The 15,231-nt window shown below is 35.4% G+C and carries 15 protein-coding genes; 3 read left to right on the forward strand and 12 right to left on the reverse strand.

The genetic code is table 11. The features are described 5' to 3' along the window. Positions 1–21 precede the first annotated feature (21 nt). Together V7Z48_RS05840 and kynU are read right to left on the reverse strand one after the other, a co-directional pair. On the reverse strand, positions 22–1,425 hold the full coding sequence (locus V7Z48_RS05840) for an FAD-dependent oxidoreductase (protein WP_334112463.1): 1,404 nt from the start codon (positions 1,423–1,425) through the stop codon (positions 22–24). After that, on the reverse strand, positions 1,418–2,689 hold the full coding sequence (gene kynU / locus V7Z48_RS05845; RefSeq protein WP_334112464.1) for a kynureninase: 1,272 nt from the start codon (positions 2,687–2,689) through the stop codon (positions 1,418–1,420). The genes V7Z48_RS05840 and kynU overlap by 8 nt, the downstream gene beginning before the upstream one ends. Positions 2,690–2,802: 113 nt before the next feature. On the opposite strand from kynU, the gene V7Z48_RS05850 reads away from it, so the two are divergent. Beyond that, a complete protein-coding gene (locus V7Z48_RS05850; protein ID WP_334112465.1) occupies positions 2,803–3,222 on the forward strand; it encodes a (4Fe-4S)-binding protein in 420 nt (139 codons plus the stop codon). Here the strand turns inward: V7Z48_RS05850 and V7Z48_RS05855 are convergent. Further along, positions 3,219–3,896, reverse strand: coding sequence for a hypothetical protein (locus tag V7Z48_RS05855; protein WP_334112466.1), 678 nt, complete (start codon positions 3,894–3,896; stop codon positions 3,219–3,221). The two genes, V7Z48_RS05850 and V7Z48_RS05855, sit on opposite strands and share 4 nt — an antisense overlap. 41 nt (positions 3,897–3,937) lie before the next feature. Here V7Z48_RS05855 and V7Z48_RS05860 point away from each other — a divergent pair, with 41 nt between their 5' ends. Further along, positions 3,938–4,738, forward strand: a complete 801-nt coding sequence (locus V7Z48_RS05860; RefSeq protein WP_334112467.1) for a class I SAM-dependent methyltransferase — start codon at positions 3,938–3,940, stop codon at positions 4,736–4,738. On the opposite strand, the gene msrA is transcribed toward V7Z48_RS05860, so the two are convergent. From msrA to V7Z48_RS05875, 3 genes are all read right to left on the reverse strand, one after another. Further along, a complete protein-coding gene (gene msrA, locus V7Z48_RS05865) occupies positions 4,735–5,391 on the reverse strand; it encodes a peptide-methionine (S)-S-oxide reductase MsrA (protein ID WP_334112468.1) in 657 nt (218 codons plus the stop codon). The two genes, V7Z48_RS05860 and msrA, sit on opposite strands and share 4 nt — an antisense overlap. 109 nt (positions 5,392–5,500) lie before the next feature. Further along, positions 5,501–6,283: a zinc ribbon domain-containing protein gene (locus V7Z48_RS05870; RefSeq protein ID WP_334112469.1), complete on the reverse strand. Its 783-nt coding sequence runs from the start codon at positions 6,281–6,283 to the stop codon at positions 5,501–5,503. A 1-nt stretch (position 6,284) separates the two neighbouring features. Then, positions 6,285–7,400 carry a Nif3-like dinuclear metal center hexameric protein gene (locus V7Z48_RS05875; protein WP_334112470.1) on the reverse strand — a complete coding sequence of 372 codons (1,116 nt, stop codon included), beginning with the start codon at positions 7,398–7,400 and terminating at the stop codon, positions 6,285–6,287. A 46-nt stretch (positions 7,401–7,446) separates the two neighbouring features. Here V7Z48_RS05875 and lpxK point away from each other — a divergent pair, with 46 nt between their 5' ends. Then, positions 7,447–8,481, forward strand: a complete 1,035-nt coding sequence (lpxK, locus tag V7Z48_RS05880; protein WP_334112471.1) for a tetraacyldisaccharide 4'-kinase — start codon at positions 7,447–7,449, stop codon at positions 8,479–8,481. Here the strand turns inward: lpxK and V7Z48_RS05885 are convergent. The 6 genes from V7Z48_RS05885 to V7Z48_RS05910 all read right to left on the reverse strand — a co-directional run. Beyond that, entirely contained in the window at positions 8,454–10,688 is a 2,235-nt protein-coding gene (locus V7Z48_RS05885) for an ATP-binding protein (RefSeq protein ID WP_334112472.1), read from the reverse strand. The two genes, lpxK and V7Z48_RS05885, sit on opposite strands and share 28 nt — an antisense overlap. 49 nt (positions 10,689–10,737) lie before the next feature. Continuing rightward, complete coding sequence (gap, locus tag V7Z48_RS05890; protein WP_334112473.1) at positions 10,738–11,733, reverse strand: type I glyceraldehyde-3-phosphate dehydrogenase; 996 nt, start codon at positions 11,731–11,733, stop codon at positions 10,738–10,740. Between the two features lie 2 nt (positions 11,734–11,735). Then, entirely contained in the window at positions 11,736–12,614 is an 879-nt protein-coding gene (gene lipA, locus V7Z48_RS05895) for a lipoyl synthase (RefSeq protein WP_334112474.1), read from the reverse strand. Between the two features lie 49 nt (positions 12,615–12,663). Then, positions 12,664–13,881 (reverse strand): Nramp family divalent metal transporter, encoded by a 1,218-nt coding sequence (locus V7Z48_RS05900; protein WP_334112475.1) that lies wholly within the window; start codon positions 13,879–13,881, stop codon positions 12,664–12,666. Beyond that, positions 13,878–14,426 (reverse strand): RNA polymerase sigma factor, encoded by a 549-nt coding sequence (locus tag V7Z48_RS05905; RefSeq protein ID WP_334112476.1) that lies wholly within the window; start codon positions 14,424–14,426, stop codon positions 13,878–13,880. The genes V7Z48_RS05900 and V7Z48_RS05905 overlap by 4 nt, the downstream gene beginning before the upstream one ends. After that, the coding region (locus V7Z48_RS05910; protein ID WP_334112477.1) for a glycosyltransferase family 2 protein at positions 14,417–15,231 on the reverse strand (815 nt) is incomplete at its 5' end. The genes V7Z48_RS05905 and V7Z48_RS05910, both read right to left, overlap by 10 nt.

A 15,231-nucleotide genomic window follows, 5' to 3' on the forward strand; every position in this document is an offset into this window, starting at 1 on the left:
CTTATGGAAGATAAGGATAAGCTATAATCCTGCAATATTATCATCCTCTAAAATTGCTTGTGTTGCTCTTATTACTTTATTTAAAATTGCTTTGCTTTCGTCGGTTACTGAGATACTGCCATCTGCCAACATGTTTAGAATAGCCTTATCTTGAGCGCGACCTTTTAACATGGCTTCTCTGTAACCAATTTGTTCATTAAAGGTAACCAAACTATATTTAGAGGAATAGTCATTCGGAAATTCTTTTTCTAACATCATTTCAATTTTTCGTTTTTCCTGAAAAATGGGATTGGCCACGTGGTCTTTCATTTCGTGAAAGTTATCTATGGCCAAATCAGCAATGGCATCGGTATCTTTTTTCCTTGTTTTTTGGTATTCAGTAAAAACAGTTTCCCAGTTGCCTTCGTACGTATCCAAAATAGCATCCAATTCAACCACGTCTTCAAAGGATGCATTCATACCTTGTCCATAAAATGGTACAATGGCATGTGCTGCATCTCCCATTAATAGGGTGTTTCCTTTATAATGCCAAGGTGAACATTTCACAGTTCCCAGCGGTGCTGTTGGGTTTTCAAAAAAGTCGTCTACTAGATTTGGCATTAATTCCAAGGCATCGGGGAATTCTTTCTGGAAAAATTCAGTTACGATTTCAGGAGTGGTTAAATTATTGAAATTGTAGGTGCCTTCATCATAACTTAAAAATAAGGTCACCGTAAAACTACTATCTAAATTAGGTAAAGCAATAACCATAAAATCGCCTCGAGGCCATATATGTAATGCGTTTTTGTAGGTTTTGTATCCACCATTTTCGTCTGGTAGAATGCTTAGTTCTTTATAACCATGCGTTAAATAATCTTGCGAAAAACTAAACAAAAACTTTCTGCTGAGGAAATAACTTTTACGCATGGCCGATCCCGCACCATCGGTTGCGAAAATAGTGTCGGCATCTTCTATAAATTCTTTATTTGAAAGGGTGTCTTTGAAAAAAGCCGTTGTTTTTTCGAAATCGACAGATTCACATTTTTTATTGAAGTGAATTTTTACATTCTTGTGTTTTTCAGCTTCATCTAATAACAAAGCATTGAGTCCGCCTCGTGAAATTGAGTTGATATACTCATGATCTCTGCCACTGTAATTAGACATCATTGTGTTTCCGTTAATATCATGTAGCATGCGTCCGTTCATTGGAATACAGAGTGCTTTTACTTTATCTTCAATGCCAACCAGTTTCATGGCTTTGTTGCCGCGATCGGAAAAGGCTAAATTGATAGACCGCCCTGCTGCGATGTCTACCTTGCGTAAATCGGGACGCATTTCGTAAACCGTAACATTATAGCCCCGTTGACCAAGACGCAAAGCCAATAAAGCGCCGCAAAGGCCAGCACCAATAATAAGAACATTTTGTTGTTTATTATGATTACCCATTGAGTAGATTTTTTAAAATTTCAACCATTCTATACACATCTTCAAAACTGTTGTAAAGCGGGGTTGGAGCACATCGAATCACATCAGGCTCGCGCCAATCGGTTATGACGCCTGCTTGTAATAGTTTAATTTGAAGACTTCTATCTGCGTTTTTCACTTGGATTGAAAGTTGGCACCCGCGTTCGTCAGGATTTTTAGGTGTTATGATTTTTATATTTGGATTTTTCAGCTCGGTAATCAAGAATTCAAGATAGCCAGTCAGTTGTTGTGATTTTTTACAAAGTTTATCGAAACCAGCATCCTTAAAAACATCTAAAGAAGCTCGGATTGCTGCCATCGATAAGATAGCTGGGTTACTCATTTGCCAACCTTCAGCGCCCGGAAGTTGGTCGAATTCGCCGCGCATATTAAAACGCGTTTGGTTATTGTGGCTCCACCAACCTGTAAATCGGTTGAGGTCTTTTCTGTTTGCATGGCGTTCATGAACAAAAATACCAGCCAGGCTTCCAGGACCCGAATTAAGGTATTTATAGGTACACCAAACTGCAAAATCGGCACCTGAATCGTGTAGTTTGAGTTGAACGTTTCCAGCGCCATGGGCACAATCAAAACCGACCATGCATCCGTAAGTGTGTCCTAAATCGGTAATGCGTTTTAAATTAAAAAATTGCCCAGTATAATAATTAACACTACCAATCATGACCAGTGCAATTTCGTCCCCATGGGTTTTTAAAATGCTTTCTAAATCTTCATAATTTAAAAGTTCTTCGCCCTTTCGTGCTTTCCAAAGAATTAAACCTTCTTTATCGTCGTAACCATGATGGCGCAACTGCGATTCTACTGCATATTTATCACTGGGAAAGGCGTCGGCTTCAATTAAAATTTTATAACGTTTTGCTGTTGGTTGGTAAAAACTAACCATCATAAAATGAAGATTTGCGGTAAGTGAGTTCATCACTACTACTTCAAGCGGTTTCGCACCAACAATACTCGCCATGGTTTCGGTGAGATAATTGTGATAATCAATCCAGGGGTTTTTTGCTTGCGTATGGCCTTCAACTCCAAGATTTGCCCAATCCTCTAATTCTTGATGTATGTAAGCTTTGGTTATTTTGGGCTGTAGTCCTAAGGAATTACCGGTCATATAAACCATCTCCTTACCAATGTCATCCTTCGGAATATGAAATTGGGTCCTGAAGTTAGAAAGTTGGTCGTTTTGGTCCTGTTGTAGTGCGAATTCCAGACCAGATTTGAAGTCAAACAAGGTGTCTATTTTTGATTTCTAACAAAAATAAGGATTTTAACCTTAGAAACGAACACTCGAAATGGAAGATTAATCAACATAATATTTTTGTATATTTAAATAAAATTTTAATTATGAGTTCAATAAAAAATTATTCAAATGGTGAAGTGACTGTGGTTTGGGAGGCTGAAAAATGTATTCATTCTGGAATGTGCGTAAAAGGCCTGCCCAGCGTTTTTAAACCTAACGAGCGGCCATGGATAAAAATAAAGGAAGCTAACACAAAGGCTTTGGTTGAAACTGTTAAACAATGTCCTTCTGGTGCCTTGAGTTATTTTATGAATGGTGCTGATAATCAATCTGCGCAATCTATGGAAACCAAGGTTGAAGTATTAAAAAACGGACCACTTCTAGTTTATGGTACTATAAACGTTACACTCAAAGATGGAACTGCTGAAACAAAAAATAGAACAACAGCTTTTTGCCGATGCGGTGCCTCTGATAACAAACCTTACTGCGACGGAAAGCATACAAGCACCAATTTTGATACCTAATGTTTCACTTCTATATCGGTGAAGTTTAAATTCCAATTCACGTCTTTTTGTTTATGGTCTTGGGCGAATTTAAGTCCTTTAATTGTCGTATAATTTTCGAAAGTGTTCACAAGCGATGGCTCTTCGGCATTTTGACGTCTAAAAATCCATTCTTGAATTAAAAAGGTGTCATCAAAGAAAATATCATAGGCATCGCCTGGCGTATAACCACCAACTTCCGAATAGGTAATTGTTATTTTATTGAGCGTATCCTTGCTAATTGGCGCTGCTGTTTTTATGATTTCAGAAATTTTAGCATTGCTGTCCCAAACCAGTTGAAATGGCACTAAAAGCCAATATTTATCATTGATAAAAGCGCGATCATGAACGGTGCTAATACTGTCTAAATTATTCCTATTAAACGAAATAGTATCGCTGCCTGCTATCATTCTAAGGTCATCAGTTTTTGGTTGCCACGTCCATTGCCGTTCGAAATGGGTGGTATCCCTATCTACATTAAAGGTAAAACTGATTTCAGAAACATGTTTCCAATTTTCAAAACCATGTGCATTGGCTATTTTTTCAGCGGTTGTTAGAACGGATGTTTCAGCTTCCGATTCGACATTTTTTGAAGTATCATTCTTACAAGCCAATAGTAACGCGGCTGATAAAATAATTAAGTAGAATTGTTTCATATTAAAAAGATGTTTTAATTTTCAATCAAAATTACATAACCATGACTAATAACACTAATTATTTTAAAGTTAATAGGGAAACTTGGAACAAAAAGGTTAAGGTGCATGCACAAAGTGAAATGTATAACATAGAAGCTTTTAAAGCTGGGAAATCCTCATTAATGCCATACGAATTAATTGCTTTGGGAGATGTTAAAGGAAAAACCCTGTTGCATTTACAATGCCATTTTGGTCAGGACACTTTGAGTTGGACTAGAGCTGGCGCCAAATGTGTTGGTATTGACTTAAGTGATGAAGGTATTGCTCTGGCCAAATCCTTAAACAAAGCATTAAATCTCGATGCTGAATTTGTGGCATGCAACGTTTTGGATACTTCTAATTACATCCATAATACTTTTGATATTGTCTTTACATCGTATGGTGTGATTGGCTGGTTACCAGATTTGAAACCTTGGGGAAGGATTATTGCAGAGCGATTAAAACCAGGTGGCGTTTTTTATATGGTTGAATTTCATCCTATTGTATGGATGTTTGATTATCAAAATTCCAATCCTATAATGAAATACGGTTATATGCAAGATGAAGTGATTCATGAAGTCTATGAAGGCACTTATGCCAATCAAGCCTCTAAAATGATTAGTGAAGAATACGGTTGGAACCACGGTTTAAGCGAAGTGATTAATGCACTAACAGAAGCAGGACTACACATTGATTACTTGAATGAATATGATGAAAGTCCATATAATGTACTTCCTAATTTGGAAATAACCAAATCAGGAATGTACACAACGAAAGACAGGTTGTATCCTTTAATTTTCGATATTAAAGCAACGAAAATTTAATGTTTTTCTTTTAACACCTCGGGCATTTTAGCTTGAAAACGTTCCAGTCTTGGTATGGAGACACCTATGATGTAACGGTTTCCTGGATTGCGTTTTTCATAATCTTGATGGTAATCTTCGGCAATCCAAAATTTTTGAAACGGATATACTTCAGCAGCAATATTGGCATTAAGTTTTTTTGCCAAAGCTGATTTCTTATTGAGAATTATCTGTTTCTGTTCATCGTTTTGATAAAAAATAATGGAGCGGTATTGAGAACCCTTATCAGGACCTTGACCGTTAACTTGGGTTGGGTTTTGAGAGGCGAAGTACACATCCACCAAGGTTTCAAAACTAACAACCTTCGGATTGTAAATGACTTCAACAGCTTCGGCGTGACCTGTTGTTCCGGTGTTACTGGATTCGTAGGTTGGGTTGTTGGTATAGCCTCCAGAATAGCCGCTTATTACTTCATCTACGCCGTTTACACTTTCGTAAATGGCTTCTACACACCAAAAACATCCACTGGCAAAATAGGCACGTGCCATCCCATTTTCTAGCGGCACTTCAATGGGTACGGCATTTATAACGGCTTCTTGTTTTGGATTTACTTGTGCCTTGTGTTCGCAATTAAACAAGATTACAAAAGCTATTAACAGATTTAATTTTTTCATTTTCATTTTTTTTATAAAAGTATAATTTATAAGAATCAAAAGTTTTAAAATTATACTAAATAAAAAGCCCCTGAGGTTATCAGAGGCTTTTATTATGTTTTAGGATGCTTTATGACAATTTTGCAAAAAGTTTTTCCATTTTAGTTTTTTCTTCTTCTGCTAATTCTGGATCAACCAAAATTCTGCCACTGTGTTCGTCAGTAATTACTTTTTTGCGTGTTGCAATCTCTACTTGAACCTGCGGCGGAATTGTAAAAAACGAACCTCCAGAAGCACCTCTTTCAACGGGTACAACGGCTAAACCATTTTTCACATTTTGTCTGATTCTTAAATAGGCGTTTACCAATCTATCTTCGAGTTTATCTTTAAACTCTTGTGATTTTTCAATCAGTGCTAATTCTTCTTTTTGGGTTTCGGCCATGATGGCGTCTAACTCACTTCTTTTGTGTTTTAAGTGGGCTTGACGGTCTTTAAGCTTATCCTTTGTTTCGGAAATAACTTCTTTTTTCTGTTCGATTTGAAATTTAAATTCCTTGATGTGTTTTTCCGCTAATTGAATTTCTAGATCTTGAAATTCAATTTCCTTAGTGATGGAATTGTATTCGCGGTTGTTGCGAACGTTTTTTTGTTGTTCGTTGTATTTTTTAATAAGAACTTTAGCTTCTTCAATAAGGTTTTTCTTTCCTTTTATTTCATCATCAACCAACTCTAGACTTGATACTAATTTTTCCAGTCGTGTGTTCAAGCCTTCAACTTCATCCTCTAAATCTCTCACTTCCAGTGGTAATTCACCTCTAAGATTTTTTATTTCATCTACTCTAGAGTCAATTAATTGTAAGTCGTACAATGCTCTTAAGCGTTCTTCAACAGAAAGTTCAGCTTTTTTTGCCATATTAAAAATACTTTACCGGATTTGTATTTGTGGTTGATATCATCACCTTACTTTCCTGTAAGGCAGGTGCAAAATTAGTAATTTTTTTTGAGAGATAGTCCACTAAATAGTTTTTTGTGAATTGCTCACTTTCATAATGACCTATATCGGCTATAACTATTTTATTTTCAGCACTAAAGAAGTCATGATATTTTAAATCTGCTGTTAAATAAATATCGACTTTTGCGTTTATGGCATTATTAATGGCAAAACTTCCCGAACCTCCTAAAACGGCAACGCGTTTTATATGTGTTTTACATAACTCTGAATGTTTGATTATGGGAATTTTTAGGGTTGTTTTTACGGTTTCTAAAAACTGTGCAATTGGCATTTCTGCAGCTAATTCGCCAATCATACCTAAACCAATATGCTGATTGTAGTTATTAAGTGTAGTAATTTCGTAAGCTACTTCTTCGTAAGGATGGTGCTCAAATAGGTTTTCAAGAATGGGTTTTTCTAAATGCTTTTGAAAAGTTACTGAAATCATAGTTTCTTCTTCATAATGAAGACGGCCTTTTTTACCTTTTACTGGGTTTGAATCCTCATTGCCTTCAAACGAACCAAGACCAGTCACATTAAAACTGCAATTGTTATAGTTACCAATACTGCCAGCACCAGCTTTAAATAATTCAGTTCTCACTTTTTCAGCTTCCTTCTTAGGAACAAAGGTGACCAGCTTATGAATAGTATCGCTTTTTGGTACTAAAATACTTTGTTTTTCTAGGTTAAGAGACTTGCAGAGAATGGCATTTACGCCAGTCCATGCGTTATCTAAAGCTGTATGAATGGCATAAATGGCAATGTTATGTTGAATGGCTTTAATTACGCTACGTTCTACATAGCTATTGCCGTTTAATTTTTTCAGCCCTTTAAATACTATCGGGTGAAAACTGACGATGAGGTTACAATTTTTTTCTATCGCTTCATCTATTACCGTTTCTAAGGTGTCAAGACTTACTAAAATATTGGTGATTTTGGTATTTCTGTTACCTACCAGCAGACCAACATTATCGAAGTCTTCAGCGTATTTTAAAGGTGCTAATTCCTCTAGAAAGTCCATTACATCCTGTATAATCATAACATATTTGTTTGTACCAAAGATAAAATATTATACTTTCGTTACCGTGAAGATACTTAGAAAAATAGCCATTGTACTGGTGCCATTCTATTGGATACTGACTTGGTTGTATCATCGATGCTTTGATTGGGGTTTATTGAAATCTAAATCCTTTGATTATCCGATTATATGTGTAGGAAATTTGGTTGTTGGTGGTACTGGTAAAACACCAATGATTGAATATTTAATTCATCTACTGCAACCACATTTTACAGTTGCTACTTTAAGTCGTGGTTACAAAAGAACTAGTAAAGGGTTTGTTTTAGCAGATGAAACCTCAAATTCAGAAATTATTGGTGACGAACCGCTTCAATTCTATAAAAAGCATAAAAATTTGATTGTAGCAGTCGATGAAAGCCGGGTGCGCGGCATCAATAAATTATTAAAATTAAATAAAAAACCAGAAGTTATTTTGCTCGATGATGCCTTTCAACATAGGAAAGTGAAAGTAGGATTCAATATGCTGTTAACTGCTTTTGACGATTTATATGTGGATGACATATTGTTACCAACTGGGAATTTAAGAGAACCAATTGTGGGTGCAAAAAGAGCTCAGATAATTGTTGTTACGAAATGTCCGCCGCAACTTTCAGAAGCTCAAAAATTACAAATAGGAAGTAGATTGAAGTTACATGAAGACCAATCTATTCATTTCAGCAGTATTAATTACAGTGAGAACCTTATAAACCAACAGTCTGAATTGTCTTTAAATAGTTTAAAAGGTTCGCCATTTACTCTGGTTACCGGCATTGCCAATCCAAAGCCTTTGGTTGATTTTTTAAATGGAAAGGGACTAGAATTTGAACATTTGTCGTATAAGGACCATCATCATTTTACAGAGGAAGACATTAAATTATTAGCGACAAAAAAAATGCTTGTAACCACCGAAAAAGATTTCGTTAGGTTACAACCAAAACTGGGAACATTAACATTTTTATATTATTTGCCAATAACTGTTACTTTAGACAATGCTTCAGAATTTAATAAAAGCATCGAAGCCTACATCAAAGGTTATTATTCAATAGAGGCTTTCGACGATTGAGTTTTCTTTAACGCGTTGTAAAGTTTCTTTTCAAAATCGTCTTGTTTAAACGGTTTCGAAATAATATCGGTAAATCCAGCATCGTCAAATTCTTGCATTTTATCTTCAAGAGTCACCGCTGTAAGGGCGAATATTGTAAGCTCCTTATCAAAGGTTCTTATAATTTTTGTTGCTTCAATACCACTTATACCAGGCATGTGAATATCCATTAGAACCACGTCGTAATTCGTTTTTTTAACGTGTTCTACAGCATCCTCGCCGTTTTCAACTATCTCACACTCTAGATTCATTTTATTTAGAATCTTTTTAGTGATCATTTGGTTGATTTTATTATCCTCAACCACCAAAATTTTAATGTTACTTAAATCCAATGCTTCAATTTTTTTAGCGTGACTATTTGTTTTAACTTTAACAGAATCTGGGGAGTAGGTTAAGGGGATTTCAAAGAAAAAGGTTGAGCCTTTTCCTAATTCGCTTTTTACGTATATTTTTCCATTTAATATTTCAATAAGTCCTTTTACAATCGACAGACCAAGGCCAGTACCACCGTATTTTCTATTAATTTGAATGGATCCTTGAGAGAAACTTTCAAACATATGGTCTTGTTTTTCTTTTGTGATACCAATGCCGTTGTCTTCAATTTCAAATCTTAAAGTATGCACATCTTTATTTTCATTTATTTTTGAAATTCTAACCCAAATATCTCCGTCTTTGGTGAATTTAATAGCATTACCAATAAGGTTGATAAGGATTTGTGAAATTTTAAGCTGGTCGGCAATGTAATTGTGACTCAGACTATCTTCATATGAAAAATGCATTTTAATATTGTTATTGTGAGCACTATTGCTTAGTGCTGAAATAACATTTTCAACTTTTTTCTTCAGATCGAATAGTTCTGGGTCTAGCTCTACTTTATTGGCTTCAATTTTATTAATTTGAAGAATATCATTGATAAAGGTCAACAAATATTCACCGGAAAATTTAAGCGATTTTAAATGCTGCACTTGATCGGGCTTGGGATTCTCATCCAACAACATATTGGTTAAACCTGTAACGGCATAGAGCGGTGTTCTAAGCTCGTGCGTTACGGTGGATAAGAAGTTGGCTTTTGTTTTTGAAGCGAGTTCGGCTTTTTCTTTTGCAATAATCAACTCGTCATTTTTAATATGAAGCATGTTGTTAGTGCGAAGTCGGATATTATTGTTTTTATAAAGCGAAAGCGTTAATAGCGATAAAATAGTAATAAGACCAATACTTAACATTGTTGTAATTCGGGCCAAATTACTTTCAGAATCGGCTTCAGATAATTGTGATATCAATTGCTGTCTTTCAGCTTGGTTATAGGCTCTTAATAATTGCGCGCTTTTCTCAGGGGAGAAATTGTCTTGAGTTATATTTAAAAGCGAGTCGGTAAGTTTTAAATGTTTTTTGATATAGATATTGGCTTGCTTAAAATCCTCTGTTTCTTCATAGAGTTGGCTCAAAACCAAATAGCCATCTATCATGTTTTTAGAAAAATTATTGGCTAGGGCAATATCTAATCCTTCTTGGGCAGATGCAAGAGCAGCTTGGTTATTGTCAAGTTTCTCTAAAATTTTTCCGTTATTGATCAGTGCGCTACTTAATAAAAATTTTAACTCATACTTTTTTGCTATTATAACGGCTTGGTCTAATCTGTCTTTGGCCTCAGGATAATTTTCTAATTTAATGTAAACTTTCGCTTCGTTTAAATAAACATCGGCTAAAAAGCGCTCTAGATCTTCTTCTTCAAATTTGGTTTTAGCAGAGGTAAAATAATCCAATGCTATTTGATATTCACCTTTACTACTATGCAAAATGCCACGCATATTATAGGTGATTGCTAAGTTGGCATAATCATTTATTTCTCGTTGGATTTCGGCAGCTTTGGTTAGCGATAGAAACGCTTTATCGATTTCTTCTACAGTAAATTGAATTTTGGCAATTTTAGAATGTATGACACCTATTTTTTGTTTATCGTCAAGTTCTACCGATATGACAAGTGCCTTATTAAGATTGTCTTTTGCACTATAGTAATCGCCTCTTTCACTATCGAATTGCGATTGTGTTAGTAGGTTTTCTAAGTTTAGCTTCATTAGTTCAATATCCTCACTTGTAATCGTTTGTGAGTGTATTTGAACTGTAATAGATGCTATAATTACAAATATTAAATATTTGATTTGGGACATTGTAACACTTTTAATAAGTCAAATATAATTATTTATTCGATAAAATACATTATTTTTCCGATAAATTGCATATTAAATCTAAGATTCTGCTTGAATATCCGGTTTCGTTATCGTACCAACCTAGTATTTTCACCATATTTCCAATAACAGAGGTCATTTGGGAATCGTAAATACAAGAGTGTGGATTTCCAATGATATCAACTGAAACAATTGGATCTTTGGTATACTCTAGAATTCCTTTTAAATTGGTTTGAGAGGCTTTTAAGAATGCTTGATTTATCTGAGCTATTGTAACTGTTTTTTTTACATTGAAAGTGATGTCCGTAAGTGAACCATTTGCTACTGGAACTCTAATGCCACAACCACCAATAACAGATGATAAATGCGGAAAGATTTTGGTTAATGCTTTGGCAGCTCCTGTTGTTGTTGGCACAATAGATTGACCAGCCGCTCGCGCTCGACGCAAATCTTTGTGGGGTTGATCGTGCAGGCTTTGATCGGTAGTGTAGGAATGTATGGTAGTAATATAGGCTTGCTCGATACCGCACAAATCTTCTATTACCTGCATCATTGGTGCTGCATTATTGGTAGTACAGGAAGCGTTGGAAATGATGTAATCATTTTTTGATAGGATAGTGTCATTAACCCCTAAAACAATCATTTTTATATGGTCATCTTCTGGTGGTACCGACAAAATCACTCTTTTTGCACCGTTATTAATATGATGTATTAAATCAGTTTCGTGCTTAAATTTACCTGTTGATTCTATTACAAAGTCCACATTAAAAGAATCCCATTTTATATCTTTCGGGTGCGAGGCGTTGAGGAGCTTTATGGCGCGTTCATTTATAATGATATGGTCGTCATCCGAAGTAACATTATTTTGGAAAACACCATGAATACTATCATATTTAAGTAAGTGCGCCAAAGTTTTGGCATTTGCCAAATCGTTAATAGCGACGACCTCGATATCGGGTCGTTCGTCAATGAGTCTAAAAATTCTTCTACCTATGCGTCCAAATCCGTTAATACCAACTCTAATCATAATTAGTTGATATGCTTTTGGGCTTTATAAGAAGACCTCACCAAGGCACTGCTTTCAACATGACGAAAGCCTAAGTCGAGCCCGATAGCCTTATATTCGTCGAATTGTTCTGGTTGTATAAATTGTTTTACAGGTAAGTGTTTTTTACTAGGTTGCAGGTATTGACCGATAGTAACCACATCTACATCATTGGCCCGTAAATCGTGAAGTGTTTCAATGACTTCTTCACGCGTTTCACCCAGTCCGAGCATAATGCCAGATTTGGTGCGTCTTTGGCCTTCTGATTTCAGATATTTTAGCACCTGCATGCTACGGTCGTATTTGGCTTGAATTCTTACTTCACGTGTCAGCCTTCTAACAGTTTCAATGTTATGAGACACCACTTCAGGTGCAACGTCAATAATTCTGTCAAGATGTTTTTCAATACCTTGAAAATCTGGAATTAAAGTTTCTAAGGTAGTTTCAGGGTTCATGCGTCTCACTGCCTTTACAGTTTCTGCCCACATTATGCTCCCCATATCTTTTAAATCATCTCTATCAACACTGGTTAAAACCGCATGTTTTATTTGCATTAATTTAATAGATCGTGCTACTTTTTCGGGTTCGTCCCAATCCAAAGTTTCTGGTCTTCCAGTTTTAACACCACAAAAACCACACGAGCGTGTACAAATATTGCCAAGAATCATAAAGGTCGCGGTACCTTCTCCCCAACATTCGCCCATATTTGGGCAACTTCCAGACGTACAAATGGTATTGAGTTTGTATTTATCGACAAGACCTCTAAGTTCGGTGTATTTTTTTCCTGTTGGTAATTTTACCCTGAGCCATTTTGGTTTTGCCTGACGCTCTGGTAAGATATTTGAGATTACTTCAGTTTCCATTCCAATTTTTTTTCAATGCAAAGATACAAAGTAAAATTATAAACTTATGTTATAAAGAAGCAATATACCAAAGTCCGAAACCTAACAAAAATACCATTCCCAACCAACTTAAAAGCTTTATAAATAGCGAAGGATGATCTGCTTTAGGCATGTGTTTGCTTGTGATGAGTTTGTAATTAATGATTGCATAAAATGGTGCCGTTAAAAACGAAATGATGGTCGCAATTTTAACCAAAGTGATCAATTCTGTGCTAAACCAAATAAATATGGCAGACGTGCCAATGGCTAGAAGAAAGAGCCAAAATTTAAAGTTGAAATATTTAAACTTTTTAAATAATAACGACGATGTTTTATGCATGGCTCTTGGTGAAGCATCTAAGGTGGTTAGGGTTGTGCTAAACATGGTAGTAAAAGCAGCAATGCCGATAATTAAATATGACCAGCTACCCAGGCTTTTGGTGTACATGTTAATTAATTGATTAGAAAATTCAGCACCAGAATTGCTAAAAGTTAAGTTTGAATTGTACATGACAAGAACACCCAAACTCATAAAACAAACGCCCACTAAAATGGTAAGCGCATAACCGATATTAAAATCGTATAAGGGCGATTTACCTTTAAAAGATGTGGATACTTTTTGCTTTTCTACTGTCCATAGCGATTGCCAGATAGAACAGTCTAAAGGTGCTGGCATCCATCCCATAAATGCAATTAAAAATGCGATTTCTGTAGCGTTATCTGGGATTAATTGTTGGAAATTAAGGGCTGTTGTGTTTTTAGAAAATGACAAAGCCACAGCTATAATAGTGCTAACGGTTAGTGTTATTACAATTACTTTCATAAGATTGTCTAACAATCTATACCTGCCGATCAATATAATTAAAGTTGAAATGAGCAATATAATCATGGCCCATATTTTCACACTTAAAAAATCGCCGAAAAGCATTTGTGCCAAACTTGCAGTCACGATGGTAACAGCAGCTTGAATAGTGAACATGGTGGTAAAAGTGAGAACGTAATAGAACGGAAGTATCGATTTATTCAATTTTTTATAACCGTCTAAAAGCGTCTCGCCGGTGGCGTTTGCATAGCGCATTCCAAATTCAAAAAATGGGTATTTAAAAATAGTGACGAGTAAAAGTGCCCATAGCAATCCGAAACCAAAATCTGCCCCAGCTCGAGTAGATTGTACTAAGTGCGAAACACCAATGGCAGCACCGGCAAAAATAAGTCCTGGACCGATTGATTTAAAACTGAAGCGCGTCATTTTTTTGTAATAATTTCAGCTAATAATTTTTTAGCGCGCAAAAGTTTTACCTTAACATTATTAATAGGTTCATCTATTTGCGAGGCAATATCTTTATAACTCATTTCCTGAAAGTAACGCAGTTGAATTACCTCTTGATAAGCGGGTTTCAGTTTTTTAATATCGCGCAATAGTTTGGCTAGATTTTGCTCTGTAATGATATTGTCTTCTGGCGACGGCGATTCGTCAGCTATTTGATGAAAATCATCAACGTTGGAAGCATTGTTTTTTTGGAAGAATCTTATTTTTTCTTTTCTAACGAGATCCGTGTGAAGATTTTTAGAAATGGTAATCAACCAAGTTTTAAAATTATATTCAGAATTGTAAGTGTGTAACTTATCAAAAGCTTTTGAAAAGGTTTCGATGGTGATATCTTCAGCGTCACTTTCGTTATTGGTTCTTTTTAGTTGAAATCCATAAACGTCGTTCCAAAAATAATCTAGCAAAAACTTAAATGCTGCTTGATTGTTTTTTTTGGCATTTTCGATGGCATCGTTTAGCTCCAATGATTTGGTTTTGAAATTAGATTATTAGTAAAGATAACTAATTGAATATAAATTAAACACAAATCTAGTATGGCAAACCATGGTCTAAGATCCTTTTCGTCAAGTTTATTTGCGCTTTTCGTTAAGCTAATATATTGAAATAGAAATCTTATAAAAATCATTCCTAAAACCCAATAAAATTTATAAGATAAAATTAATAGGACTATTGCCAGAATCCAAAAGAGTAGTTGTGTAATGAAAAACAAACCCAATGCAAACTTGTGTTTTGCTTTGTAAAATTTAGCGGTGCTTACATGCCTTCGTTTTTGTTTAAGCCAGCTTTTTAGGTTTTTTTTCGGCTGTGAATATGTGAAACTCTCAAGTGAATTGCAAACGGCAACATTATGAGAGTTGGCTGCTTGATTCACAAATAGATCATCATCTCCTGATTTGATGTGCATATGGCTCATAAAACCTGAAACCTCAAAAAAAGTATCTTTTCTATACGCTAAATTTCTGCCAACACCCATATATGGAGTGCCCAAATTGGCGTAAGAAAAATATTGAACTGCTGTTAATAAGGTTTCAAATCGGATGAGTTTATTGAGAAAAGAGTTTTTCTTTTTCTCATAAGCGCCATATCCCAATACAATGGATTTAGATTTACTAAAATGAGCACTCATTAATTTTATCCATTGATTGGATTGTACCTTGCAGTCGGCATCTGTGAATAGAAGAAAATTGTGGGAGGCGGCTTTAATTCCGAGTGTGAGTGCGTACTTTTTATTACCCCAAAATTTGTCAATTGGTTTTACCTTAACAATTT

Origin of the sequence: Paucihalobacter sp. (assembly GCF_036825875.1) — a bacterium.
Lineage (GTDB): Bacteria > Bacteroidota > Bacteroidia > Flavobacteriales > Flavobacteriaceae > Paucihalobacter.

Excerpts from the sequence above, each read along its gene's own strand:
- lipA (WP_334112474.1), bottom strand. The coding sequence starts at position 12,614 with ATGGAAACTGAAGTAATCTCAAATATCTTACCAGAGCGTCAGGCAAAA.
- V7Z48_RS05840 (WP_334112463.1), bottom strand. The coding sequence starts at position 1,425 with ATGGGTAATCATAATAAACAACAAAATGTTCTTATTATTGGTGCTGGC.
- V7Z48_RS05900 (WP_334112475.1), bottom strand. The coding sequence starts at position 13,881 with ATGACGCGCTTCAGTTTTAAATCAATCGGTCCAGGACTTATTTTTGCC.
- V7Z48_RS05875 (WP_334112470.1), bottom strand. The coding sequence starts at position 7,400 with ATGATTATACAGGATGTAATGGACTTTCTAGAGGAATTAGCACCTTTA.
- gap (WP_334112473.1), bottom strand. The coding sequence starts at position 11,733 with ATGATTAGAGTTGGTATTAACGGATTTGGACGCATAGGTAGAAGAATT.
- V7Z48_RS05885 (WP_334112472.1), bottom strand. The coding sequence starts at position 10,688 with ATGTCCCAAATCAAATATTTAATATTTGTAATTATAGCATCTATTACA.
- V7Z48_RS05860 (WP_334112467.1), top strand. The coding sequence starts at position 3,938 with ATGACTAATAACACTAATTATTTTAAAGTTAATAGGGAAACTTGGAAC.
- V7Z48_RS05870 (WP_334112469.1), bottom strand. The coding sequence starts at position 6,283 with ATGGCAAAAAAAGCTGAACTTTCTGTTGAAGAACGCTTAAGAGCATTG.
- V7Z48_RS05850 (WP_334112465.1), top strand. The coding sequence starts at position 2,803 with ATGAGTTCAATAAAAAATTATTCAAATGGTGAAGTGACTGTGGTTTGG.
- V7Z48_RS05855 (WP_334112466.1), bottom strand. The coding sequence starts at position 3,896 with ATGAAACAATTCTACTTAATTATTTTATCAGCCGCGTTACTATTGGCT.
- msrA (WP_334112468.1), bottom strand. The coding sequence starts at position 5,391 with ATGAAAAAATTAAATCTGTTAATAGCTTTTGTAATCTTGTTTAATTGC.